We start from the raw sequence: 25,070 nt of genomic DNA on the forward strand, positions 1-25,070 counted from the left end.
ATACCTCTGAAGTATTTTAATGGAACTTTAATAAATGATTAACAAATAGATCATCATCTGACGTCCTTTGCTACTTTACCGCTTTACCGGTCATCATGAGAGCTGTGCCGGCGGGTTTATTATTTTCTATGGGATGTTTCTGCATGTAAAAAAAGCCTGAGATGGCTGTAAGCACCAGTAAAATGAAGGCTACCAGAAATATGCGCTTGATCATGTCTTTCATATCGTAAAGTTTTTAAATGTTGATGGTAAATAAATCAATCTGTTCCTCATTTCAAGCTTCAGTTCTATTATTTCTCTGTAAAAGATGCGGAAATCATAGAACGGATCTTCAGTATTGATACTACTGATGACGTTCATCGAATGTATTTTACCTTAGAACAATGCAAAAATCGTACAAATTATTCTTCAGAATTTAAAACAGTATTAAGATATGTTGATTATTGAGTGAATTTAACACTTTTTATTTGATTTTATATCATAATTTGTAATTTTTTAATAAAAAATATGGTAATTATACGTTACTTTACACAAACCTAATAAAAAATTAAGAGGATTAATCTAATCCTCTTTTTCTTTATCTTGTTTGATATTCAATGTTTGTTTCATTAGTTTGTCAAAGAGTGTTAACTCATGGACAAACTTGGCTTTTATCAAGGCTGTTGCACCCTGATAAATAACTTGGCTTAAATCTGTTATCAGAAAATTCTGATTATTCCGAATATCCTCTACATAAAAGTATTCTTCACCATCTATAATAGTGTGTCTCACTCTTTGTTCTCTAAGTTTTTTATCTATTGACATAATTCTTTGTACTTAGTTCGGATATTTGAATTTGATAACAAATATCTGAATTTTTCTTGGTCTGAGACCTTTCTCAGGTTAAATCTGTATACAAATTCATCAACATATTTTTGAAGGTGCTTTTTAGAAACGTGATTATACATTCCTGAAACACTCTTTTTAAGTATGTTCCAACTACCCTCGATGTTGTTTGTATGTATAGAGTTATCCTGCAAACTTACATACTCTTTTTTAGAATGGTCTATGATTTTATGGTCATAGTATTTGTTTAAACCTGTATATCCTAACCATTCATCAGATATTAAGATTGTTGTTTCTGGATTTACATACCTACAAATCAATGGTTGAATACTACTTCTTTTTGTATCAGGTACAACAAAAGCATTCATTTTACCATCTCTTTGAAGTATACCCATAACAGGAACTTTATCTTTAAAACTCCTTCCCTGAGAGTTTTTAACCTTCTTGTCTTTGTGTCGGTTCTTATTCTTTCCACCTATAAAGGTTTCGTCACATTCTACAACTCCTTCTAATTCGTTACCATTCTCAATACCGAAACATGCTCTAATTCTTTGTAACATGAACCATGCTGTTGCCTGCCTTACTCCAATATCTTTTCCAAGTTGTATCGAGCTAATTCCCTTCTTATGAGAAGTAACAAGCCAAATAGCCATAAACCATTTTCTCAAACTGATTTTTGAGTTCTCGAACAATGTTCCTGTTTTAACATTAAAGTATTTGCCAGTATTCTTGCATCTGTATTGGTTATTCTTACATTTATATACCTTTGAGGTTGCATCAAAAGGACTTATAGGAACTTTGCTCCATTTCATTATTTCTAAGTAGTCTATACAGTCCTGCTCAGTAGCAAAGATTTGAGTAAGTTCAAAAACCGATTTTATGTTGGTGTTAAACATGATTAATATTTATTGGTGTGTTAAACTTTTACTCTTTATCCAAAAAGAAAGGAGTACTACCAACCCATTGAATCTTTGTATCACTGATTTTTTTAAACTTATATTGCCCTCCTGAATTACCTGCAATGATTGTAAATTGATAATATTGTTCTGAGATGTCTTCATTTACTTTAGCTGTCTGTCCTGCACTTGCTGTTTGTTGCAATACAGCTTTCCAGCTTGTATATGGGCTTACTAAGATAAAATCATCATTGGTAAATTTAAAGTATGCAGAATTGCTCCCTGAGATTTTCCAACTGCCCTGAATCCATGTAGGAGGATGGAAATATTGTGTTATTACAGGATTTGTTTGTTCTGGTGTTGTGTCATCTTCGTTCCCTGAACAGTTTACAGTTAATAAAGCCATAAAAGTCAAGGCTAATAAAGTCTTTTTCATAAGATAGATTTTTATAAACCTACCCAAACCCGATGTAGAAATTTTTGATTATAAATAAGAAAGTGTGGGTTTGTAACTCTTGCTTATTAATCTGTGGTTCTGGAAAACCAATACAATATAAACAAGACAATCCCACACCGTATAGGTGTAAGTGTCCACTGTTTATTCTGTATTGTATTAAGAGAAATTTTCCAGATTTCAGATTAACAGAATAAAAGCTAACGCTTCCTTTTTTCGATAAAAATTTGACCACAAATATACGAAAAATTTCTGTATTTCTTTGTATATTGAGGGCAAAAATTATGAACAAATTTGAATCTGAGTTTGAGAAATCTTTAAAGAACTTTAATAAAAGAGATTTCCATATTATTTTAGAGAAATATGAAGAGTTTAAAGATGATAAGGTTGATTTAACAACTTTTATTTCTATGCTTAATTTACATTACCTTCATGAAGTCAATCATAAATTTGATAGATTTTTTAGGGTTCAGGATTTAATTATGCAACACCTCACAAATACTATTTCTTCAAACGGAGGGAATGAGTAATCTCAATATAATTTTGAAGGCATGAAACTCTGTTTATCCGAACATAGATTCCTAATTCTTCTAATTTTTTAGCTACATTCTCTGCTTTTTGCAAATGTTTCATTAATTGTTTTTCTAATTTTTGATTTTCCATTTCGTTAAATTTTAAGATTATTAATAAAAAAAGAAGACTATCTGTTTTAGATAGTCTTTATTGCTTGTTTCGTTGAAAATTAGTTGGTGTAAAATAACGTATAGTTACCAAAAATATAAAATAAAAAGATGTATTTCCTGATCAGTGGCCAATAAAAAGCCGGCTGATGAACAGCCGGCGATTATAAATAAAAAAAGATTCTAATTTTTACGCTGGAGCTTATGGTAGATATTCTGGATCAGGCCATCCGCTACGGAAATTTTAGGGACGAATATCCTGCTGATGTCTGCCCAGGACATCACATTATTGTATACTTTTAATGCATGAACGACTACGTCTGCACGGTCTTCCCTCATGTTATACCGCGTCATCCTTTCCTCGATCGTCATTTCATTGAATTCTTTGTATACTTTTTTAATGTGGGCAAGGGAAATAGGCTTTCCTTCCTTGGTCTTGCTCATAGAGAAAACTTTATTGATATTTCCTCCGGAGCCTATGGCTACAATTGGTTTTTTACTGTTGATATTCTTCCTGATCTCTTCTTTCATTTCCTTCCAGTTATCTTCTGTAACCAGGTTATTCAGCAGCCTGATTGTTCCGATGTTAAAGGATTTTTCATAAATCATCTTGTCATTTTCGTAAAAGGTAAGCTCTGTGGAACCGCCGCCTACATCTACATACAGATAGGCAAATTCTTTATCAAGGCCTTCGGCAACATGGTTCTCATAGATCAGGGTAGCTTCTTCGTCTCCCGAAATAATTTCAATATTAATGCCCGAGGTCTGTTGTACCTCTTTAATAATTTCCTTTCCATTGGCCGCATCCCGCATGGCACTGGTAGCACAGGCACGGTAGTGATCCACCTGATAGATTTTCATGAGGTCACTGAAGATCTTCATGGCATCAATCACCATTTTCTCCCGCTCTTCCCCGATCTTTCCGAGGGTAAATACATCCATTCCCAGCCTCAGGGGAATCCTGAGCAGGTTCAGTTTGATAAATTCAGGTTTATTGTTGTTTACTTTTACTTCATTGATCAGGAGCCTTGCGGCATTACTTCCGATATCTATCGCTGCAATCTTCATTCAGGATCTGTTTTGGCTTTTAAATATTTATAAATTTCAATCTGGGAGCGGCATTGCTTCTTATTGTTTCTTACGTATTCATTGTCGAGTTTTTTATTCAGTACCCTGGCCTTTACATTGTCTCTCAGCTGGATGTCCAGGATATCCTTCATCTCTTTTTTCAGGTCTTTATCAGTAATTTTTACGGCAGCCTCTATACGGTTGTCAAGATTCCGCGTCATCCAGTCTGCCGATGATATATAGATGTCTTCTTCGCCTTTGCTGTAAAAATACATCACACGGGCATGCTCAAGGTATTCATCCACGATACTTATCGCATCAATCTTTTCTTTAAAATCCTTCTGATTGACGGCACAGTAGATTCCACGGACAATCATTTTGATAACTACACCGGCTTTGGCGGCATCATATATTTTTAGGATCATTCCGCGGTCGCTGAGCGAGTTCACTTTGATGATCATTTCTGCTTTTCGTCCTGCTTTGGCTTCTTCAATTTCCCTGTCGATGTGGTGGATGAATTTCTCACGCATGAACTGAGGGCAGACCAACAGGTTTTTACAGGTTTTAAGGACCGGCATGTAATCGTCTTTTGGTTTTTTCAGGACGGAAAATACCTTATTGATATCCGCCATCACTCCGCGGTCGGCAGTCATCAGCAAATGATCTCCATAGATCCGTGCCGTTTTTTCATTGAAATTCCCCGTGCTTACAAAGCCATACTGTATGGTTTTATTATGAGCTCTTTTTTTGATCACACAGAGTTTAGCATGTACTTTTTTATTGGGAATGCCTATCAGTACCTTGATGCCTTCCGGTTCCAGCATTTCTTTCCACTCCAGGTTCGACTCTTCATCAAACCTCGCCTGAAGCTCCAGCATAACCGTTACTTCTTTACCGTTTCTCGCTGCGTAAATGAGGGCGTTGATGATTTTTGAGCTGCTGGCAAGCCTGTAAGCCGTGATTTGTATGGATTTTACATCGGGGTCCATCGCAGCTTCACGCAGCAGGTCGATAACGGGATTATATTTATGGTAGGGGAAAGTAAGCAGTACATCATTTTTTAAAATCACATCTGTTACCCGCTCTCCGTGCTCAAAGGCTGGATGCGTAAAAGAAGTCCTTTCCACTGGCCGTTCATAGGTTTCAAAAACATCCGGAAAATCCATGAAATGTTTGAAGTTATGAATTTTTCCTCCCGGGATGATGCTGTCTTTCTTGGTCAGGTTCAGCTTGCGGATCAGAAGTTCAAGCAATGCTTTATCCATATCCTTGTCAAAAACAAACCTTGTAGGTTTTCCCTTTCGTCTGTTCTTAAGTCCTTTTTCTATTTTCTCCGCGAAATTGGTCCTGATGTCATTATCAAGGTCCAGTTCCGCATCTTTGGTTACCTTAAAGGCATGAGCAGAAAATTCGTCATATCCGAAATATGAGAAGATATGCGGAAGGTTGAACGTAATAATATCTTCCAGGAGCATTACGTTCTTCTCTTTTGGATCTTCAGTGGGGAGCAGTAAAAACCTGCCGACGAAACGCGACGGGATCTCAATGATGGCATAATTGCTGGCGTACTGCCAGTCTTTTTTGCTCATGGCAACTCCAAGGTACAGGCTTTTGTCCCTTAAATAAGGCATAGGCGTATTTTCATGCAACAGGATAGGAATAACATTGGACTCTACTACCTCATCAAAATACTTCCTCACAAATTCTTTCTGTACGGGAGTGAGGTGTTTAGGGAGTTTAATAAAAACTTTCTGATCTGCCATTTCAGCCTGGATCTTTTTCCAAGTCTTGTCAAAATTCTGCTGATGATGTATGACGATTTCATTGATTCTCTGAAGGATTTTTGAAGGTGCCTGATAAAAAGACTCTGCAACAACTTTTTCTTTGAAATCCATCGCACGTTTCAGCCCTGCAACCCGCACCCGGAAAAACTCGTCCAGATTATTGGAAAATATTCCTAAAAAACGAATCCTTAAATGCAAGGGGACTTTTTCGTCCATGGCTTCCTGTAAAACCCTTTCGTTGAAGGCGAGCCAGGTAATATCCCGCGGATTGAACTGTAATGACATTTTTATATTTTATTTGACCAAAAATAACAATTCGGCAGATGTTCAGCAGTACTGTTCAGGTTAAACTTTGATTAATTTTTTTTGAATATCTGCTGCGATCTGCAAGTGTGTGAATCCTTACTACTATGTGCAGCAATAACATCCCGTCTTTCAAATATACAGCTAAATTGATAATATTTCAACCTGTCCGTTCAGGTACAGATGTAATTTTTTAATGTTTTTTATACAAGCCTGCTGACAGGAATGGAAAGGCAGGATACCTTCATAACAGCCCCTGTTCCTTTGATTGTGTCAATTTGTCACAAATTTTGATGTGGTACAAATATTGAGAAATGATGGATATAGCTTAAAATAAAATTAGAAAAATAAAAAATATTATGAGTAAAATAATTGGAATCGACTTAGGAACAACCAACTCTTGTGTTGCCGTAATGGAGGGTAAAGACCCTGTTGTTATTCCTAATGCGGAAGGTAAAAGAACTACACCTTCTATTGTAGCTTTTACAGAAGACGGAGAAAGAAAAGTAGGGGATCCTGCTAAAAGACAGGCAGTAACTAACCCTAAGAAAACAGTATATTCAATCAAAAGATTTATCGGGACTCATTTTAAAGATGATGCGAGCGAGATCACAAGAGTGCCTTACGAAGTGGTAAGCGGACCTAACGATACGGTAAAAGTAAAAATTGACGACAGAGAATATACACCGCAGGAAATCTCTGCTATGATTCTTCAGAAAATGAAGAAAACAGCTGAAGATTATCTGGGTCAGGAAGTAACAAGAGCGGTAATTACTGTTCCGGCTTACTTTAACGACGCACAGAGACAGGCTACTAAAGAGGCGGGAGAAATTGCAGGTCTTAAAGTGGAAAGGATCATCAACGAGCCTACTGCTGCTGCATTAGCATACGGTTTGGATAAAAACCATAAAGACCAGAAGATTGCAGTATACGATTTGGGTGGTGGTACATTCGATATTTCTATCCTTGATTTAGGAGATGGTGTATTTGAAGTATTATCTACTAATGGGGATACGCACCTTGGTGGTGATGACTTTGATGATGTGATCATCAACTGGATGGCTGATGAATTCAAAGCTGAAGAAGGTGTGGATCTGAAATCTGATGCTATCGCATTACAGAGACTAAAAGAAGCTGCTGAAAAAGCTAAGATCGAGTTATCTTCTTCTCCACAGACTGAAATTAACCTTCCGTATATCACGGCTACGGCGACAGGTCCTAAACACTTGGTAAAAACCTTAACCAAAGCTAAATTCGAGCAGTTATCTGCTGATCTGGTAAGAAGGTCAATGGAGCCGGTAGCCAAAGCATTGAAAGATGCAGGTTTATCTACTTCAGATATCGACGAAGTGATCCTGGTAGGAGGTTCTACAAGAATCCCGATCATCCAGGAAGAAGTGGAGAAATTCTTCGGTAAAAAACCATCTAAAGGAGTAAACCCGGATGAAGTTGTAGCGATTGGTGCTGCCATCCAGGGAGGTGTATTAACAGGTGATGTAAAAGATGTATTGCTTCTTGACGTTACACCGCTTTCTTTAGGTATCGAAACTATGGGTTCCGTATTCACAAAACTAATCGAAGCGAATACAACGATCCCAACTAAAAAATCTGAGGTATTCTCTACCGCGTCTGACAACCAGCCGGCAGTAAGCATCAGAGTAGGACAGGGGGAAAGACCAATGTTCAATGACAACAAAGAGATCGGTAGATTTGACCTTACTGATATTCCGCCGGCACCAAGAGGGGTTCCTCAGATCGAAGTAACTTTCGATATCGATGCCAACGGTATCCTAAGTGTTTCTGCTAAAGATAAAGGAACAGGTAAAGAACAGACCATTAAGATTCAGGCCTCTTCAGGACTTTCTGAGGAAGAAATCGAAAGAATGAAGAAAGAAGCTCAGGAAAACTCTGCTGCCGATGCTAAGAAAAAAGAAGAAGTTGAAATCTTCAACAAAGCTGACGGATTGATCTTCCAGACTGAAAAGCAGCTGAAGGAGTTCGGAGATAAATTGTCTGCTGATAAGAAAGCAGCGATTGAAAAAGCTCACGGAGAACTGAAAACAGCATTTGAAGCTAAGAACGGAGATGAGGTAAAAGCAAAAACAGAAGCTCTGGACGCTGCATGGATGGCTGCTTCTGAAGAACTGTACGCCGCAGGCCAACAGCCGGGTGCTGATGCGGGACCTCAGAATGCAGGAGGAAACAATGCAGGCGGGGCAGATGATGTTCAGGATGCAGACTTTGAAGAAGTAAAGTAATGATTGATTAGGATCAATCACTAAAATAAAGCAAACCGCTATAGATCAGTATCTGTAGCGGTTTCTTATTTTTAGCTCACGGTTGAGTATTTTAGTTTTTTACTTCATTTTACCGGATCTACATTTCAGACAAAACAATTTGTATTTAGACTACAACAAACGGATATTCGGCTACATGCAGGTTTGAAAATCTTTGGAACTTTACAATCAGTAAAACAATATTAAAATGAAAGTATTTGTTACAGGGGCATCGGGCTATAATGGCTCAGCCATACTCAAAGAGCTTATCAATGCAGGACATCAGGTAACCGGTTTGGCGCGGTCTGAAGAATCCGCCAGAATTATCCGGGATTTGGGTGCTGATGTATTCCACGGAAACCTTGAAGACCTAGAAATCCTTCAGCAGGGCGCCCAAAATGCTGATGGCATTATTCATTGTGCATTTAACCATGATTTTATGAAAGGTGGTGCAGGTACATTCTTAGATTCTGCGGCAACCGACAGGAATGCTATCTTTGCCATGGGTGAAGTGCTGAAAGGTACAGACAAGGCGATCGTGATCACTTCCGGAATGCTGGGCCTGCCAAAGATCAACGGTTTTATAACTGAAGAGAGCGTTGCAGAACATTCACCAAGGCCATCCGAGGAAGCTGCATTAGACCTGGCTTCAAAAGGAGTCAAAGCTTCTGTCATCCGACTGGCACCTTCTGTCCATGACAAGGGCGATGCCGGATTCATCCCTTTTATCATCAGTCAGGCACGTAAAAACGGGGTATCCGCCTATCCTGATGAAGGCAAAAACTGCTGGGTGGGTGTTCATCGTTTAGACGCCGCAAAGGCTTTTCGCCTTGCTGTGGAAAAAGGTCATAAAGGTGCACTATATAACATTGTGGATGGCGAAGGTGTTGAAATGAAAAAGATCGCAGAACTGATCGGCAAGGAACTGAACCTTCCGGTAGCCTCTCTTTCCGGAGAAGACCTTAACAGACACTTTGAATGGATGAGCTATTTTATTACCCTGGACTGCCCTGCTACCAATTTTAAGAGCCAGGAAATGCTGGGTTGGAAGCCTTCTCATATAGGGCTTCTGGAAGATATGAAGCTTAATTATTTCTAAAGGTAAAGAGTTCTCATATTCATAAAACAACATTTTTAAATAATCACGATGAAAAAGATTCTTATAACAGGTGCCAACCAGGGAATTGGTTTTGAAGCGGCCAAACAGCTGGCCGGACTCGGTCATTATGTTTATCTTGGAAGCCGGAGTCAGTCCAATGGAATTGAAGCTCAAGAAAAGTTACACGAAGCAGGGTTTCATAATGTAGAATGTATCGAGCTCGATGTCACGGATGTAAAATCTATACAATCAGTAAAGCATATCCTGGAATCGAAAGAGCATCAGTTGGATGTGCTGATCAACAATGCAGGCATCGCAGGGGAGCAGCCCCAAACGATGTCAACAGGCAATATGGCCAACCTGCGGAATGTTTTCGAGACTAATTTTTTCGGTGCTGTACAAACGACCCAATTGCTGATGGATTTGCTGAAAAAATCAGATGCGCCAAGAATCATCAATGTGTCCAGTCCTCTGGGTTCGCTTTCCATTCAGACGGATTCCCAAAGTCCCAATTTCAGGATCTATGATGCGTACAGTGCGTCTAAAACTGCGTTGAATGCCTTTACAGTTCTGCTTTCAAAAGAATTACAGGATACCAATTTCAGCGTGATCAGTGTAGAGCCCGGCTACACGGCATCAAACCTGAACGGATATCAGGGAACCCAGACCACAGCACAGGCCGCAGGTATCATTGTACAATTTGCAACTGTGCACGATGTATCAACCGGTACATTTTTCGATAGAAACGGCAATAAATTGGCCTGGTAATAGCAAGGCCATACAAATCATAATGTATAATTTTGTCTAATGGAACAGCGGCAGATACAAAGGATAAAAACCATCAGTGAGTTTCACCAGTTACGTGGCTTGCCCAAGCCTGAGCATCCACTGATCAGTGTCGTCAATTATTCGTCGATTAAAAGACCTTCGGATATTGGCGAAATAAATCTGGTGCTCGATTTTTATATGATTTCACAGAAAAGCGGGTTGGCTGGGAAAATGTATTACGGACAACAGGAATTTGATTTTGATGAGGGTGTAATGGCCTTTATAGAACCTAACCAGGTGTTCAGGATACAGTCTGATCCCACTTCTACCGAAAAGCGTAGCGGCTGGATGCTGCTCATTCACCCCGATTTTTTATGGAATACCCCGCTGGCAAAGACAATCAGGCAGTATGATTATTTTGATTATTCCGTGAATGAAGCATTGTTTCTTTCGGAAAAAGAACAGAAAACGCTGAACGGCATCATTGAGAATATCAGGCAGGAATACCATACCAATATGGACAGGTTCAGCAAGCAGATCATTGTTTCACAGATTGAGAGCCTGCTCAATTATTCGGAACGGTTTTACAACCGCCAGTTCCTTACCAGGGAGAAGACTAACCATGATATTTTAGGGCGTCTCGAAAGTCTGCTTACTGGCTATTTTGATGATGATGATTTAGCCATCAAAGGATTGCCGACGGTTCAATATATTGCCGAAGCTTTACATGTTTCACCAAAATACCTGAGCAGCCTGCTCAAATTGCTTACAGGACAAAGTACGCAACAGCACATACATGATAAACTGATCAGCAAAGCGAAGGAAAAACTATCAACAACAAACTTATCCGTGAGTGAAATTGCCTACGATCTAGGATTTGAACATTCGCAATCATTCAGTAAATTATTTAAGACTAAGACACAGATGTCACCTTTGGAATTCAGGGCTTCGTTTTACTAATAATGTCACCTTAAAGCTTATCAGGCCTTTTCGCAGAATAATAATCCCGATAGTTTCGGAACAATACCGCTTTGAACACAAGTTTGAAGCATTTTTTTATGGTTAATGCCATATTGTAGATGCATCTGGCTTACGGAGGTTTTAATCATTACATGATGTTTGTTATCTGCTGATAATCAAACATTAACAGCTGATGTTATTTAGCATTAAGATCCTGTCTGAAGCTTGATCGTTAAAGACCTGATGAGATCAGCGGTTTAATTTTAAAACAAATTCAGTAGAAATACCGATTGCAGAGAATTTTAGTATGACTAATTTTATCACGTAATAATTATTTGATTTCAGGAGTCATTTAAATTTATTGAAAAACTCCTTTAAGTAAATAAATAGTTAAATTTATTATTAAATATTGGTTTTATTAATAATAAATTTAAATTTGTAAAGATAATTAATAGATATTTTATTATCTAAAAGCTATAAAAACAATTAACCAAAAACTAACTAGACATGTATAAAATTCTTATCAGGGCTAAAACCCGGCCCGCTGCTCACTTCGCTGTGAAATCAAGTACTTAATAGACAATGTAAGCATTGTTCGATCTTTCAGACCGTAAGTAAGATTAGTAAATGTATTCGGAATCTTAGTGCACGGAATCAATTGCCGGTACTTTGAGGCCATCATCATATTCTGATCTTGCCAGGGCTTCTCTTATATTTTCACATAGAATCAAACCATTGATCTTTTTCAATTTAAAAACAAATAATTATGGACGGAACAATTGGAGAAATCCGACTTTTTGCCGCAGACTTTGCTCCCAGGAACTGGCAGTATTGTAATGGTATTTTATTGGCCATCAGGTCAAATGTAGCTCTGTTTTCACTCTTCGGAACCACGTATGGAGGGGATGGTGTAACGACTTTTGGCATCCCAAACCTAGCCGGCAGATCGGCTGTGGGAGTGGGGCAGGGGCCTGGATTGTCGTATTACCAGCTGGGTGAAACAACAGGGACGAATTCTGTGACTTTAACTTTACAGAATTTACCAGCCCATACTCACAGTATATCAGGAAACGTTGTTGTTCCTGCTTACTCGGATGAAGGTGATTCGGGAACTCCGGCAAACAATGTGCTTGCTTCAAAGGCATCCATGTACAGCAATCAGAGCAGCGACTCCACCACAAAAGCAATTCCTTTGGCCATGCAAATAGGAACCTCGGGAGGCGGTAATGCCCTCACATTTGTTCAGCCATCATTAGGGATGAATTATATCGTATGCCTGTTAGGAATTTTCCCTCAGAGGTCCTGATCACATTAAAAAGTAAAATCAATAACACACTAAAGACATCATTATGGAAGGTTATATAGGAGAAATCCGATTATTTGGAGGAAATTTTGCTCCGTTAGGCTGGGTTTTCTGTGACGGAACAAAATACAGTTTAGCAGAATATACAGCAGCATTTACACTTTTAGGAACTACTTTCGGTGGAGACGGGCAAACTACTTTTGCTGTGCCGGACCTGAGGGGCCGTGTAGCAGTAGGCACGGGACAGGGAACAGGATTAACGGCCATTAATTTGGGACAGACCGGAGGTTCAGAAACGGTTACCATGACTTCTGCGCAAATGCCTTTACACAGCCATGCGGCAGCGGCAACCATTACATTCCCTTGTTTCTCAGATGAAGGAGACACAGGCTCTCCTACAGGAAACATACTGGCGGGCCTTTCTGGTGCTTATTCTACCCAGGCCCCGGACACCACTATCGCTCCGGCGGCCATTACAGGTTCAATATCGGTTGTAGGCAGCAGCATACCTTTCAGCATCATACAGCCTGTGCTGTCCACCAATTATATCATTTGTCTGGAGGGGTATTTTCCTCCGAGAGACTAATTCTGTAAATCAATAATAAAAAAGACTATCATTATGGAAGGAACCATGTCAGAAATAAGGATGTTTGCAGGAAATTTTGCTCCGAAATACTGGGCATTCTGCCAGGGACAGACATTAGCAATCAACACAAATCAGGCGCTTTTTGCACTTTTGGGCAATACCTACGGAGGCGATGGAAGGACCACTTTCATGCTGCCTAACTTTTCCGGAAGAACCGCTATGGGAACAGGAACGGGTGTAGGTACAAAGGTGTTCCAGCTGGGACAAATGGTAGGTACCGAAACGGTAACCTGTGACCTCCAGCATATGCCTACACATAATCATGTGGCGGGATCGGAAACGATCTCGATAAAAACTTTTTCAGATGAGGGCAACACCGGTTCTCCCACGGGAAGTACGCTGGCTGCATTGTCCGGGCTGTATTCAACTCAGCAGGCAGACAGCAGTATGAAACCGATCCCCAATGCATTTGCTTTAAGTGCAGCGGGCAGTGGCCAGCCGATCAGCATACGCCAGCCCTATCTGGGAATCAATTATATCATTTGTGTCTACGGAATTTTCCCGTCCAGATCTTAAAAAATAATTAACAGGCTTCCGGTAATAGGTTTACCGGAGGCTTTATCAAAAATATGAAAATAGCTATACTTTTACCAAGATCCGTGATCTATCCATCGCTTTCTTTTGATATTATGGATGGTTTTAAACAGTCCCTGAATACTATGGGCCTGGAGGGATATCATGAAATTGTTTCGGCCGGAATAGGGGTGGCCGCAAAGCATGAGGAAATTTATGACCATTGCGAACAGTTTTTATTGTCCGGAACGGATGTCATCATAGGATATATGAATCCGCTTGCTGCAGAATTCGTACATCCTCTGTTTGAATCTACCGGCAAAACGCTGATTGTTCTGGACAGTGGCTATCATTTCCCTAAATTTCAAAAGCTCCGGAACGCCTGGTTCATTTCCCTTCAGGGCAGTTTGTGTACCAGGGTAATCGTTCAGAAGGCCATTGAAGACGGATTCAGGAACTTTGCGTTCAGCTGCTCATTTTATGACGCCGGCTACCGGCCCTCTTATGTCTATGCTGCGGCTGTGGAAGAAAAGGGCGGATCTATTGTATTCAACCACATTACTTCTTTGCGGCGTGCAGATTTTACCCTGAAGCCCCTTAAGGAATTCCTGGAAAAAGAACCGGAGACAGCAGTGCTAGCCACTTTCTGCGGTGATATGGCGGAGGATTTTTTTACTGCAAGCACCGGTATGACAGGTAATTGTATGGTGTATGGAACCAGCTTCACGTCTGATGAAACCTGGCTGAATAAAATAGCCTATCCCGGATATGACTGGAGCACCGCTGTGGCATGGTCAGGAGAATTGCAGATCCCCGAAAACAGGGTTTTTGTCAATACAATGAACAGGATGAAGGAAGGTAAAGCCAACCTTTTCTCGTTGCTGGGTTGGGAGGCTGCGCAATTCATCGGATTGGAAAATACAAGCCTTGACGGTATGATCATAAGTTCACCCCGGGGGAGAGTATCAATAAATCCTGAAAACGGATTTACGGAAGCCGGTGTGTATTATGCTACTGTTTCAAAAGATGAAATCACAGGAAATTGTATTCTCAGAGACCTGGAAGCGGCTTCGCTTACAGAATCGGAGCGCAAAGGACTAGAAAATAATATTCAGTCCCTGCAGAATATTGAAGCAAATACATGGCTTAACGCTTATGCCTGCCTGGAATCATGATACATAAACCTAAAATAGCGGTTTTATGCAATAACCGAATGGCAATCCCGGCCCTCCAGTCTCTACATGCGGAAGGCCGGCTTTGTGCTGTAGGCGTGGCAGAAGGCAACACGGATGTCATGGATTTTTGTGCATTGCTCTCACAGCAATCCGGAATATCACTTTTTGTCATCAGTAAAGAAAACCGGTCTTCACAGATCATCGAAATAATTCGTACGAGCGGTGCAGACTACATCTTTACCATGACCTTCCCCTGGAAAATCAGCCAGAAAATCCTTCATGACTATCCGCATACCTTTTATAATTTCCATTACGGGCTGCTACCTGAAATGCGTGGTGCCGATCCGGTTTTTGAATCGCTCAGGATTAAAGCTAAAGAGACCGGAATTACAGTTCATGCCATAGACCAGCATATTGATGAGGGGGCCATTATACTGAAAAAAAGTCTTCCTCTTACCGCTGATATGACACATGGTACTTTATGTACCCATCTGTCATGGTTAGGAGCAAGCCTTCTTCATGAGCTGATCGTTTTATTGCAGGCTAATTTCCGGGGCACAGGACAGGATACCGATCATGCACGCTATTTTCCCAAACCGGGGATTTCGGATGTCTGTATTTCTTGGCAAAAGTATGATGCCGAAACCATTGAAGCGCTGTCAAGAGCATGTAATCCTTGGAATAAAGGCGCTTATACCCAATGGAATGGGTGGAATATCAGAGTGGTGGAAGCTACTGTGGTTCATAATGTAAACAGCCATCCGGGATTTCCCGGAACCATTGTTTCATTGGATAAAGAACAGGGATTCATCGTGAAATGTAATAACGAAACCCATCTCAGGTTAGATATTGTCTATACTGATGAGGGATTTATGAGTGGACATAAACTATCTGCCTTTGGACTTAAAAAGGGCGGACAGCTGATCAATTTACAACCTAATTAATATTAAAACATGAAAAACTTTTATTCTAAAATCAAGAAGTTAACGCACGCCGTCTTTTTGGCGGGAGCGTTGATGCTGGGATCTGCCCAGGCACAAACGACTCTCGCAGCAGGTGATATTGCATTCACCGCGTATGACTCCTCACCCGCTCCGGGTGTGGGAGATGTTTTCTCATTTGTTCTGCTAACCAATATTTCAAGCGGAACAAAAATAAGCTTTACCGATCAGGGATACCAGGGGTCAGGATGGCAAGTTGCGGGTGCTACCGAATCTGCCATTACATGGACGAGCGGTACCGCACTCCCGACGGGAACTGAAGTATATATTGTAGGGCTTTCATCCTACACCTATAATTCTACAACGGGCACTTCTGTGGCCAACGGAACGGTAGCGCTTACCGATGGAACATCCAATAATGGTCTTTCCTTATCTACCGTTGGTGATCAGATTATAGCATTTCAGGGAGGAAACGGAAGCATTACAGGAAGTGGAGCAGCCTGTATTGCCGGTATCAACTATTACTATACAGCTGCTTCTACAACAGCTTCATGGAATGTAGGTGCACCTTCAGGACCTAACGCCTCTCTAATGCCACCAGGGCTTACAGGGGGAACAAATGCCTATTATACAGGACCTGTATCAGGTAATACCCTTGCCGTATCCGGAAAATTCAACTGTACCGGAGTACCTACTTCCACGGCAGCCAATATAAGGACAGCAGTAATGAATAATGCCGGTTGGACACTTAGTGCGAGCTCGGGATCTCAGTATTCCGGATGTACCTTTCTTGCCAGCAATCCTGTAATCACGGCAAACCCGGCAAACAGGACGATATGTGCAGGAAATACCACAACCTTTACGGCAAATGCATCAGGAGCCACGTCTTACCAATGGTACCAGAATTCCGGAAGCGGATTTGTTGCTTTAACAAATACGGCTACTTATTCCGGCGTAACCACCAATACGCTTACGATTACCGGAGTAACAGCATCGATGAATGGATATCAATATCGTTGTGTGGCCAGCAATGCTTCAGGTTCTGCTACTTCCAATGCTGCAGGCCTTACGGTGGTGAGCATCAGTACGACAGGAAGCAAGACAGACGTTGCGTGTAACGGAGGGGCTAATGGTTCGGCCACTGTGGTACCATCAGGAGGGGTAGCACCTTACTCTTATTCGTGGGCACCCTTCGGAGGTACAGCTGCTACAGCTACAGGATTGTCTGCAGGGACTTATACTGTAACGGTAACCGATAATTTTGGTTGTCAGGCTACAAGGATATTTACTATTAATCAGCCTGCAAGTGCAGTATCCGGAACAACGGTTGTAACCAATGTTGCCTGTAACGGCGCTTCCAATGGATCGATCAACTTAACGCCAGCTGGTGGAACAGCACCATACACATTCAACTGGGGTGGTGGAATTACCACAGAAGACCGAACAGGCCTTGCTGCGGGAACGTATACGGTAATTATCACTGATGCTAACGGATGTACTGCCACAGTAAATGCAACTGTAACGCAGCCTGCAAGCGCAGTATCCGGAACAACGGTTGTAACCAACGTTGCCTGTAACGGTGCTTCCAACGGCGCGATCAACTTAACGCCAGCCGGTGGAACAGCACCTTATACCTTTAACTGGGGTGGTGGAATTACCACAGAAGACCGAACAGGCCTTGCTGCGGGAACCTACACTGTGATCATTACTGATGCCAACGGATGTACTGCAACGGTAAATGCAACAGTAACCCAACCTGCAAGCGCAGTATCCGGAACTACAGTGGTAACCAATGTTGCGTGTAACGGCGCTTCCAATGGATCGATCAACTTAACGCCAGCCGGTGGAACAGCACCTTATACGTTCAACTGGGGTAGTGGAATCACCACAGAAGACCGTACTGGTTTAGCAGCAGGAACCTACACTGTAATCATTACTGATGCGAATGGATGTACTGCTACAGTGAACGCAACTGTTACACAGCCAACAGCATTAAGCGGAACCGTTACTCAAACCAATGTACTTTGTAACGGAGGATCAACCGGAAGCGCTACTGTGACTGTAACAGGAGGAACGGCACCATACACTTATTCATGGTCTCCATCCGGTGGTACAGCGGCTACAGCTACCGGCCTTGCAGCCGGAACTTACACAGTGACGGTAACCGATGCTAATGGATGTACCCTGACAAGGACAGTAACGATTACTCAATCGAGCGCGGTATCCGGAACGACAGTGGTAACCAATGTTGCCTGTAACGGCGCTTCCAATGGAGCGATTAACTTAACGCCAGCCGGTGGAACAGCACCTTATACCTTCAACTGGGGTGGTGGAATTACCACAGAAGACCGAACAGGTCTTGCTGCCGGAACGTATACAGTAATTATAACCGATGCGAATGGATGTACTGCTACAGTAAATGCTACTGTAACCCAACCTGCAAGTGCAGTATCAGGAACTACAGTGGTAACCAACGTTGCGTGTAACGGCGCTTCCAATGGATCGATCAACTTAACGCCAGCCGGTGGAACAGCACCTTATACGTTCAACTGGGGTGGTGGAATCACCACAGAAGACCGTACTGGTTTAGCAGCCGGAACGTATACAGTAATTATAACTGATGCTAACGGATGTACTGCCACAGTAAATGCAACAGTAACGCAGCCTGCAAGTGCAGTATCAGGAACTACGGTTGTAACCAACGTTGCCTGTAACGGCGCTTCCAACGGAGCGATTAACTTAACGCCAGCCGGTGGAACAGCACCTTATACGTTCAACTGGGGTGGTGGAATTACGACAGAAGACCGTACTGGTTTAGCAGCAGGAACATATGCTGTTGTTATCACTGATGCTAACGGATGTACTGCTACAGTAAATGCTACTGTAACCCAACCTGCAAGCGCGGTATCCGGAACGACAGTGGTAACCAACGTTGCGTGTAATGGCGCTTCCAACGGAGCGATTAACTTAACGCCAGCCGGTGGAACAGCACCATATACCTTCAACTGGGGTGGTGGAATCACCACAGAAGACCGAACAGGTCTTGCTGCTGGAACGTATACGGTAATTATCACTGATGCCAACGGATGTACTGCCACAGTAAATGCTACTGTAACGCAGCCTGCAAGTGCAGTATCAGGAACAACGGTTGTAACCAACGTTGCGTGTAACGGCGCTTCCAATGGATCGATCAACTTAACGCCAGCCGGTGGAACAGCACCATATACCTTCAACTGGGGTGGTGGAATCACCACAGAAGACCGAACAGGTCTTGCTGCCGGAACGTATACGGTAATTATCACTGATGCCAACGGATGTACTGCCACAGTAAATGCAACTGTAACGCAGCCTGCAAGCGCGTTATCCGGAACTACGGTTGTAACCAATGTTGCCTGTAACGGCGCTTCCAACGGAGCGATTAACTTAACGCCAGCCGGTGGAACAGCACCATATACCTTCAACTGGGGTGGTGGAATCACCACAGAAGACCGAACAGGTCTTGCTGCCGGAACGTATACGGTAATTATCACTGATGCCAACGGATGTACTGCCACAGTAAATGCAACTGTAACCCAACCTGCAAGCGCGTTATCCGGAACTACGGTTGTAACCAATGTTGCCTGTAACGGCGCTTCCAATGGATCGATCAACTTAACGCCAGCCGGTGGAACAGCACCATATACATTCAACTGGGGTGGTGGAATCACCACAGAAGACCGAACAGGTCTTGCTGCCGGAACCTATACAGTAATTATAACTGATGCGAATGGATGTACTGCTACAGTGAACACAACTGTTACACAGCCAACAGCATTAAGCGGAACCGTTACCCAAACCAATGTACTTTGTAACGGAGGATCCACCGGAAGCGCTACTGTGAGTGTAACAGGAGGAACGGCACCGTACACTTATTCATGGTCTCCATCCGGTGGTACAGCGGCTACAGCTACCGGCCTTGCAGCCGGAACTTACACAGTGACGGTAACCGATGCTAATGGATGTACCCTGACAAGGACAGTTACCATTACTCAATCGAGCGCAGTATCCGGAACAACGGTTGTAACCAACGTTGCGTGTAACGGCGCTTCCAATGGATCGATTAACTTAACGCCAGCCGGTGGAACAGCACCATATACATTCAACTGGGGTGGTGGAATTACCACAGAAGACCGAACAGGTCTTGCTGCGGGAACCTACACTGTGATCATTACTGATGCCAACGGATGTACTGCAACGGTAAATGCAACAGTAACCCAACCTGCAAGCGCAGTATCAGGGACTACGGTTGTGACGAACGTTGCGTGTAACGGCGCTTCCAATGGAGCGATTAACTTAACGCCAGCTGGTGGAACAGCACCTTATACGTTCAACTGGGGTGGTGGAATCACCACAGAAGACCGTACTGGTTTAGCAGCAGGAACATATACTGTTGTTATCACTGATGCTAACGGATGTACTGCTACAGTGAACGCAACTGTTACACAGCCAACAGCATTAAGCGCAACCGTTACCCAAACCAATGTACTTTGTAACGGAGGATCAACCGGAAGCGCTACTGTGACTGTAACAGGAGGAACGGCACCGTATACTTATTCATGGTCTCCATCCGGTGGTACAGCGGCTACAGCTACCGGCCTTGCAGCCGGAACTTACACAGTGACGGTAACCGATGCTAACGGATGTACCCTTACAAGGACTGTAACGATTACTCAATCGAGCGCAGTATCAGGAACTACGGTTGTAACCAACGTTGCGTGTAACGGCGCTTCCAATGGATCGATCAACTTAACGCCAGCCGGTGGAACAGCACCATATACATTCAACTGGGGTGGTGGAATCACCACAGAAGACCGAACAGGTCTTGCTGCCGGAACGTATACAGTAATTATAACTGATGCGAATGGATGTACTGCAACGGTAAATGCAACTGTAACCCAACCTGCAAGTGCAGTATCAGGAACTACGGTTGTAACCAACGTTGCGTGTAACGGCGCTTCCAACGGAGCGATTAACTTAACGCCAGCCGGTGGAACAGCACCTTATACCTTCAACTGGGGTGGTGGAATCACCACAGAAGACCGAACAGGTCTTGCTGCCGGAACGTATACAGTAATTATAACTGATGCGAATGGATGTACTGCTACAGTAAATGCTACTGTAACGCAGCCTGCAAGCGCATTATCCGGAACTACGGTTGTAACCAATGTTGCCTGTAACGGCGCTTCCAACGGAGCGATTAACTTAACGCCAGCCGGTGGAACAGCACCATATACATTCAACTGGGGTGGTGGAATTACCACAGAAGACCGAACAGGTCTTGCTGCGGGAACGTATACAGTAATTATAACTGATGCCAACGGATGCACTGCAACGGTAAATGCTACTGTTACACAGCCGACAGCATTAAGCGCAACTGTTACGCAAACCAATATAGCTTGTAACGGAGGATCTACCGGAAGTGCAACGATAGCTGTAACAGGAGGAACAGCACCGTACACCTATTCATGGTCTCCATCCGGAGGAACAGCTGCCACAGCATCAGGTTTGGTTGCCGGAACTTATACTGTGACTGTGACTGATGCTAACGCATGTACACTGACAAAAACAGTTACAATTACCCAATCAGGTCCGGTAGCTGCACCGACAGGAGCGGCAACCCAGACTTTCACGCCGGGAAGTACTTTAAGCGCTTTAGTGGTTATAGGGCAGAATATCAAGTGGTATGCTTCAGCATCTGCTGCAGCTAACCATACCGGTAGTTTGCCGATCACGACAGTATTGGTGAACAACACGACATATTACGCTACTCAGACGGTAGGAAGTTGTGAATCATCAGTTTCTCTGGCAGTATTGGCAATTAACAGTACTTTGGGAGTAGACAATGCACCGTCTAAATCTAAGATTCAGATCTATCCTAATCCGGTAAGGGACATCCTTAACATCAGCGGTCAGGAAACCCTCAGTAAGGTAATTATTACTGCTGCTGACGGCAGGAAAGTAACCGAAACAAAACTTTCAGCTAATGAAAGAAGCGTTGATGTGCGTGCATTGCCGCAGGGAATGTATCTGATTCAGATATTTACAAATAACGGAATTCATACCTTTAAATTTATTAAGAAGTAGAATTTGGTTTTCATACCTGTTAAATGCTATTAATAGGTTTGCCCGGAGGGCTGTCTTTTCAGACAGCCCTCTTTTTATTTTTTTGCTGGATACTTCTGTATTGATAAAATAGCTACATTCGTATTGAGTTTTAAAACCTTTTCATATGAAATATTCTAAATTTATAATAATCCTCGGATTATTGCTTTTTCAGTTGGGAGCAGCCCAGGAGAAGGCCGATGTTATAGTAGATAAAGCCATGAAAGAAGCACAGGCAAATAAGAAGAATGTCCTGTTGATATTTCATGCGTCATGGTGCCAATGGTGCAGGTTGATGGAAAAGAACATGGAGCGTCCTGAGATGAGGCCCGTTTTTGAAAAAAGGTTTGTTACTGCCTATGTAGATGTTCAGGAAGTAGGTGAGAAAAAACGGCTGGAAAATCCGGGAGGGCAGGAGCTCATGAACCGATATAAAGGGGAAAAGGCCGGATTGCCATTCTGGCTGATCATCAGTCCCAAAGGCGAGGTGATGACAGATTCTTTTAATGCAAAAGGGGGAAATCTGGGTTCGCCGGCTACCCAAGAAGAGGTAAGTGTTTTTATCGCTAAACTGGATCAGGTATCGCCTTTGAGCGCAGAAGAGAAAAAGAAGATTGAAAATGTATTTGTGAAAAAATAAGTGAGTAAGCTACAGAACATAAACAAACACCGTTTTCATGAATGTGAAAACGGTGTTTGTTTATAGTGATGTTTAATTATTTCTTCTTGAACATGATCTCATCCAGTTTGGTATGATTCATATAAATCTGCTGGAATTCTATGGGCATATATTCATAAATCTCTTTCCAGTGGCTGGTCTTGGCAATCTTTCTGAAGCTTTCAAAAGACCTGATGAAAAGATTTTCAATCATGATCCTTACTTCTACATTGGCATTTCTGTACAACCAGTCTATAAGTTTGATGTGATGCTTAATAATGTTAATTTTCGCTTCGCGCACAAGGTTCTTCAGATAATTTACGGTAGCCTGTATTGTTCCGGCAAAGTTATTTTTAAGCTGTGCAATTTCTTGTCTGATGGTTGGAAAGAAAGATTTTAAATACTCAACAGCTATTGTTTGATTAATGGCTGGAATTTGTGCATTCATTGTAACTTATTTTTCAAGAGTACGTTTATTGTATCTAAAACCGTACCAATCTAAAGACAGGCCGCCGCTACGAAAACACCCACTATTATAGCAATGTGGACCGTTAATATGCTGATATATTGATTTTTAGATTTTTCTTCCAAGACGTTCCAGTCTGATATTCTTCTGATTTTAGATTTCATAGGATATAAATTTGTAATATAAGTGCTTAAAAATGTAATAAACTGTTTATATGCCGTGCTGATAGATTTGGGCCGTATAACTTTTCTGCAAATCTTCAGACATGCAGCTGAAGATCAGTTGGCGGGACTCTTCTGTGCAAAAAGCAGTACAGTTATCCAAAGAATAAATAAAAGTATTCTCAATGGCATTCTTAAGCACTGCGTCTCCCTGGCTGTAGATGGTGCTCATTTTATCCAGGCTTTCCCTGATTAAACTCTGGTCGTCCTGCCGGATCATTTTTTTGATCTGGTCTGTAAAGACACGGATAGCGGTATAAGGATTATGATTTTCTTTAAGACGATTCTGTAAGTCAGGAAAGATGGTTTCAATTTCCCGGACAGCCTGTGAATAATTCATATCGGTTGGTTTTTAAGTGATAGCTGAATATTGGTGGGAAAAGCATTGCCGGATGTGTTGCTGCTCAGAATCATGTCTGCCGTGAGCTCTTTCATTGGGCTATTAGCTTAAGTCCTGTTAGACATGGTACAAACAGTATTCCTTTAGTGAATTTTTAATCTAAATTGTTGTTTATCAATATGATATTTAATTCAGGTAAAATCAGAGTTCAAAAAATAGAGCATCATAATGAGACAGGATGTATCAAAATGGAATGATGCCGGAGCAAGTATATCATATAATTAATATCTTTGCAGTCCATAAAAATCAGACATGTTTTCAAAAATCATAGTTCACAGAGTAGGAAATAAAATTAACGGCGAATCGCTTATGCTTTCCCAGGAGGAACTGCAGTTAGATGAGGGTATGGCAGAGCTGCTGGAGGATTACTTTTTAGGTTCGTTCAAATCTGAGGAAACATACCAGTTTTACAGCGATTCATACCTTGTTAACAATCCCATTTACAGTGCTGTATCAGAAATTTTTGATGATAAGGCCAAATTTCTCTGGGAATCTGAAAATATAGCCAAGCATCTTTTTGAAGCTGCGGAAAACCCGCGTGTACAGGGAGGCGAATTATTTATTGTGTATTTTGAAGGTGACGGAGCAGGTGATGAGAAAGTAGACAAAATCGGGATCTTTAAGACTGAAAAAAGAGAATCTTTCCTGAAAATTTTCCCGGAAAATGAGACTTTCGGCATGGAGAAGGACCAGGGAATCAGTCTTTCCAAAATAGATAAGGCTGCATTGATCTACAACAACGGAAAAGAAACCGGATATGTGCTTTCTGTGGTGGATAATAACAAGAATGGTGATATGTACTACTGGTTTGAGGATTTCCTGAAGGTAAAGCAGCGTGATGACGAATATTTCCACACCCAGGAAGCTTTGATGGTCTACAAGGATTATATCACCAAACAGCTGCCGCAGGAGTTTGAAGTTTCCAGGGCAGACCAGGCAGATTTTCTCAATAAGTCAATTAATTTCTTCAAGGAAAAAGAAGAGTTCAATCTGGATGATTTCAACAAAGAAGTCTTAGGCGACGAGCATGTTATTGAAAGCTTTGTAAATTTCAAAACCGACTATGAACAGGATATGCAGATTAATATTGCTGAGGAATTTCCCATTAACGAAACAGCGGTGAAAAAGACCCAGCGCCATTTCAAAAGCATTATTAAGCTGGACAAGAATTTCCATATATACATTCACGGAGACCGCCAGATGATCGACCAGGGACAGAATGAAAAAGGAAAATACTATATGCTGTACTTTGATAAGGAAGCCTAATCTGAAAATGCAGGCCGTTTTATAGCATACAAAATCCCTGAAGAAAACTCCAGGGATTTTTTAATACTCACTCACTTATGCCAGATTCTTACCAGGATGATGACAAATAATTAATTAATTTTTAAAATACAGATTGTTTAAGTTTTATTGCTTTAAGCATATAGTAGTTTAAGCAGTATGATAAAAAAATCTGGCTTCAATGATTTACATGATTTACAAATTGTGTT

General features: G+C 41.8%; 21 protein-coding genes. 13 read left to right on the plus strand and 8 right to left on the minus strand.

Features of this window, described 5'->3' with window-relative positions:
- Positions 1–70: 70 nt before the first annotated feature.
- The 4 genes from QE404_RS01685 to QE404_RS01700 all read right to left on the minus strand — a co-directional run bounded on the left by QE404_RS01685 (position 71) and on the right by QE404_RS01700 (position 2,157).
- Entirely contained in the window at positions 71–223 is a 153-nt protein-coding gene (locus QE404_RS01685; RefSeq protein ID WP_307445742.1) for a hypothetical protein, read from the minus strand.
- 338 nt (positions 224–561) lie between these two features.
- Entirely contained in the window at positions 562–804 is a 243-nt protein-coding gene (locus QE404_RS01690; RefSeq protein WP_307445746.1) for a hypothetical protein, read from the minus strand.
- Positions 795–1,721 carry an IS1595 family transposase gene (locus QE404_RS01695; protein ID WP_307445748.1) on the minus strand — a complete coding sequence of 309 codons (927 nt, stop codon included), beginning with the start codon at positions 1,719–1,721 and terminating at the stop codon, positions 795–797. The genes QE404_RS01690 and QE404_RS01695 overlap by 10 nt, the downstream gene beginning before the upstream one ends.
- Positions 1,722–1,749: 28 nt before the next feature.
- Positions 1,750–2,157, minus strand: coding sequence for a hypothetical protein (locus QE404_RS01700; RefSeq protein WP_307445750.1), 408 nt, complete (start codon positions 2,155–2,157; stop codon positions 1,750–1,752).
- A 302-nt stretch (positions 2,158–2,459) separates the two neighbouring features.
- Between QE404_RS01700 and QE404_RS01705 the strand changes: the two genes are divergently transcribed.
- Complete coding sequence (locus QE404_RS01705) at positions 2,460–2,705, plus strand: hypothetical protein (protein ID WP_307445752.1); 246 nt, start codon at positions 2,460–2,462, stop codon at positions 2,703–2,705.
- Positions 2,706–3,038: 333 nt separating this feature from the next.
- Here QE404_RS01705 and QE404_RS01710 read toward each other — a convergent pair whose 3' ends face one another.
- Positions 3,039–3,923: a Ppx/GppA phosphatase family protein gene (locus QE404_RS01710; RefSeq protein WP_307445753.1), complete on the minus strand. Its 885-nt coding sequence runs from the start codon at positions 3,921–3,923 to the stop codon at positions 3,039–3,041.
- A complete protein-coding gene (gene ppk1 / locus QE404_RS01715; RefSeq protein ID WP_307445755.1) occupies positions 3,920–5,992 on the minus strand; it encodes a polyphosphate kinase 1 in 2,073 nt (690 codons plus the stop codon). Before ppk1 ends, QE404_RS01710 begins: the two co-directional genes overlap by 4 nt.
- Positions 5,993–6,369: 377 nt before the next feature.
- On the opposite strand from ppk1, the gene dnaK reads away from it, so the two are divergent.
- The 11 genes from dnaK (at position 6,370) to QE404_RS01770 (ending at position 22,472) form a co-directional block, all read left to right on the plus strand.
- Positions 6,370–8,268, plus strand: a complete 1,899-nt coding sequence (gene dnaK / locus QE404_RS01720; protein WP_307445757.1) for a molecular chaperone DnaK — start codon at positions 6,370–6,372, stop codon at positions 8,266–8,268.
- A gap of 226 nt (positions 8,269–8,494) precedes the next feature.
- Complete coding sequence (locus QE404_RS01725) at positions 8,495–9,385, plus strand: SDR family oxidoreductase (RefSeq protein ID WP_307445759.1); 891 nt, start codon at positions 8,495–8,497, stop codon at positions 9,383–9,385.
- A 48-nt stretch (positions 9,386–9,433) separates the two neighbouring features.
- Positions 9,434–10,153, plus strand: a complete 720-nt coding sequence (locus QE404_RS01730) for an SDR family NAD(P)-dependent oxidoreductase (RefSeq protein WP_307445761.1) — start codon at positions 9,434–9,436, stop codon at positions 10,151–10,153.
- Between the two features lie 39 nt (positions 10,154–10,192).
- Positions 10,193–11,113 carry a helix-turn-helix domain-containing protein gene (locus QE404_RS01735; protein ID WP_307445763.1) on the plus strand — a complete coding sequence of 307 codons (921 nt, stop codon included), beginning with the start codon at positions 10,193–10,195 and terminating at the stop codon, positions 11,111–11,113.
- A 766-nt stretch (positions 11,114–11,879) separates the two neighbouring features.
- A complete protein-coding gene (locus tag QE404_RS01740) occupies positions 11,880–12,419 on the plus strand; it encodes a phage tail protein (RefSeq protein WP_307445765.1) in 540 nt (179 codons plus the stop codon).
- A gap of 43 nt (positions 12,420–12,462) precedes the next feature.
- A complete protein-coding gene (locus QE404_RS01745) occupies positions 12,463–13,002 on the plus strand; it encodes a phage tail protein (protein WP_307453671.1) in 540 nt (179 codons plus the stop codon).
- Between the two features lie 33 nt (positions 13,003–13,035).
- Positions 13,036–13,578 carry a phage tail protein gene (locus QE404_RS01750; RefSeq protein WP_307445768.1) on the plus strand — a complete coding sequence of 181 codons (543 nt, stop codon included), beginning with the start codon at positions 13,036–13,038 and terminating at the stop codon, positions 13,576–13,578.
- Between the two features lie 53 nt (positions 13,579–13,631).
- Positions 13,632–14,750: an ABC transporter substrate-binding protein gene (locus QE404_RS01755; RefSeq protein WP_307445769.1), complete on the plus strand. Its 1,119-nt coding sequence runs from the start codon at positions 13,632–13,634 to the stop codon at positions 14,748–14,750.
- A 38-nt stretch (positions 14,751–14,788) separates the two neighbouring features.
- Entirely contained in the window at positions 14,789–15,694 is a 906-nt protein-coding gene (locus QE404_RS01760) for a formyltransferase family protein (RefSeq protein WP_307445770.1), read from the plus strand.
- 9 nt (positions 15,695–15,703) lie between these two features.
- Positions 15,704–21,814 (plus strand): T9SS type A sorting domain-containing protein, encoded by a 6,111-nt coding sequence (locus tag QE404_RS01765; protein WP_307445771.1) that lies wholly within the window; start codon positions 15,704–15,706, stop codon positions 21,812–21,814.
- A gap of 145 nt (positions 21,815–21,959) precedes the next feature.
- On the plus strand, positions 21,960–22,472 hold the full coding sequence (locus QE404_RS01770; protein ID WP_307445773.1) for a thioredoxin family protein: 513 nt from the start codon (positions 21,960–21,962) through the stop codon (positions 22,470–22,472).
- Positions 22,473–22,548: 76 nt separating this feature from the next.
- On the opposite strand, the gene QE404_RS01775 is transcribed toward QE404_RS01770, so the two are convergent.
- Positions 22,549–22,938 carry a DUF7674 family protein gene (locus QE404_RS01775; protein WP_307445775.1) on the minus strand — a complete coding sequence of 130 codons (390 nt, stop codon included), beginning with the start codon at positions 22,936–22,938 and terminating at the stop codon, positions 22,549–22,551.
- 228 nt (positions 22,939–23,166) lie between these two features.
- Positions 23,167–23,517, minus strand: a complete 351-nt coding sequence (locus QE404_RS01780; RefSeq protein ID WP_307445776.1) for a DUF7674 family protein — start codon at positions 23,515–23,517, stop codon at positions 23,167–23,169.
- Positions 23,518–23,829: 312 nt separating this feature from the next.
- Here QE404_RS01780 and QE404_RS01785 point away from each other — a divergent pair, with 312 nt between their 5' ends.
- A complete protein-coding gene (locus QE404_RS01785) occupies positions 23,830–24,843 on the plus strand; it encodes a nucleoid-associated protein (protein WP_307445778.1) in 1,014 nt (337 codons plus the stop codon).
- Positions 24,844–25,070: the final 227 nt, after the last annotated feature.

The organism is Chryseobacterium camelliae, assembly GCF_030818575.1.
GTDB lineage: Bacteria > Bacteroidota > Bacteroidia > Flavobacteriales > Weeksellaceae > Chryseobacterium > Chryseobacterium camelliae_A.

Coding starts and splice junctions, on each gene's coding strand:
- QE404_RS01685 (WP_307445742.1), bottom strand. CDS start 223: ATGAAAGACATGATCAAGCGCATATTTCTGGTAGCCTTCATTTTACTG.
- QE404_RS01690 (WP_307445746.1), bottom strand. CDS start 804: ATGTCAATAGATAAAAAACTTAGAGAACAAAGAGTGAGACACACTATT.
- QE404_RS01695 (WP_307445748.1), bottom strand. CDS start 1,721: ATGTTTAACACCAACATAAAATCGGTTTTTGAACTTACTCAAATCTTT.
- QE404_RS01700 (WP_307445750.1), bottom strand. CDS start 2,157: ATGAAAAAGACTTTATTAGCCTTGACTTTTATGGCTTTATTAACTGTA.
- QE404_RS01705 (WP_307445752.1), top strand. CDS start 2,460: ATGAACAAATTTGAATCTGAGTTTGAGAAATCTTTAAAGAACTTTAAT.
- QE404_RS01710 (WP_307445753.1), bottom strand. CDS start 3,923: ATGAAGATTGCAGCGATAGATATCGGAAGTAATGCCGCAAGGCTCCTG.
- ppk1 (WP_307445755.1), bottom strand. CDS start 5,992: ATGTCATTACAGTTCAATCCGCGGGATATTACCTGGCTCGCCTTCAAC.
- dnaK (WP_307445757.1), top strand. CDS start 6,370: ATGAGTAAAATAATTGGAATCGACTTAGGAACAACCAACTCTTGTGTT.
- QE404_RS01725 (WP_307445759.1), top strand. CDS start 8,495: ATGAAAGTATTTGTTACAGGGGCATCGGGCTATAATGGCTCAGCCATA.
- QE404_RS01730 (WP_307445761.1), top strand. CDS start 9,434: ATGAAAAAGATTCTTATAACAGGTGCCAACCAGGGAATTGGTTTTGAA.
- QE404_RS01735 (WP_307445763.1), top strand. CDS start 10,193: ATGGAACAGCGGCAGATACAAAGGATAAAAACCATCAGTGAGTTTCAC.
- QE404_RS01740 (WP_307445765.1), top strand. CDS start 11,880: ATGGACGGAACAATTGGAGAAATCCGACTTTTTGCCGCAGACTTTGCT.
- QE404_RS01745 (WP_307453671.1), top strand. CDS start 12,463: ATGGAAGGTTATATAGGAGAAATCCGATTATTTGGAGGAAATTTTGCT.
- QE404_RS01750 (WP_307445768.1), top strand. CDS start 13,036: ATGGAAGGAACCATGTCAGAAATAAGGATGTTTGCAGGAAATTTTGCT.
- QE404_RS01755 (WP_307445769.1), top strand. CDS start 13,632: ATGAAAATAGCTATACTTTTACCAAGATCCGTGATCTATCCATCGCTT.
- QE404_RS01760 (WP_307445770.1), top strand. CDS start 14,789: ATGGCAATCCCGGCCCTCCAGTCTCTACATGCGGAAGGCCGGCTTTGT.
- QE404_RS01765 (WP_307445771.1), top strand. CDS start 15,704: ATGAAAAACTTTTATTCTAAAATCAAGAAGTTAACGCACGCCGTCTTT.
- QE404_RS01770 (WP_307445773.1), top strand. CDS start 21,960: ATGAAATATTCTAAATTTATAATAATCCTCGGATTATTGCTTTTTCAG.
- QE404_RS01775 (WP_307445775.1), bottom strand. CDS start 22,938: ATGAATGCACAAATTCCAGCCATTAATCAAACAATAGCTGTTGAGTAT.
- QE404_RS01780 (WP_307445776.1), bottom strand. CDS start 23,517: ATGAATTATTCACAGGCTGTCCGGGAAATTGAAACCATCTTTCCTGAC.
- QE404_RS01785 (WP_307445778.1), top strand. CDS start 23,830: ATGTTTTCAAAAATCATAGTTCACAGAGTAGGAAATAAAATTAACGGC.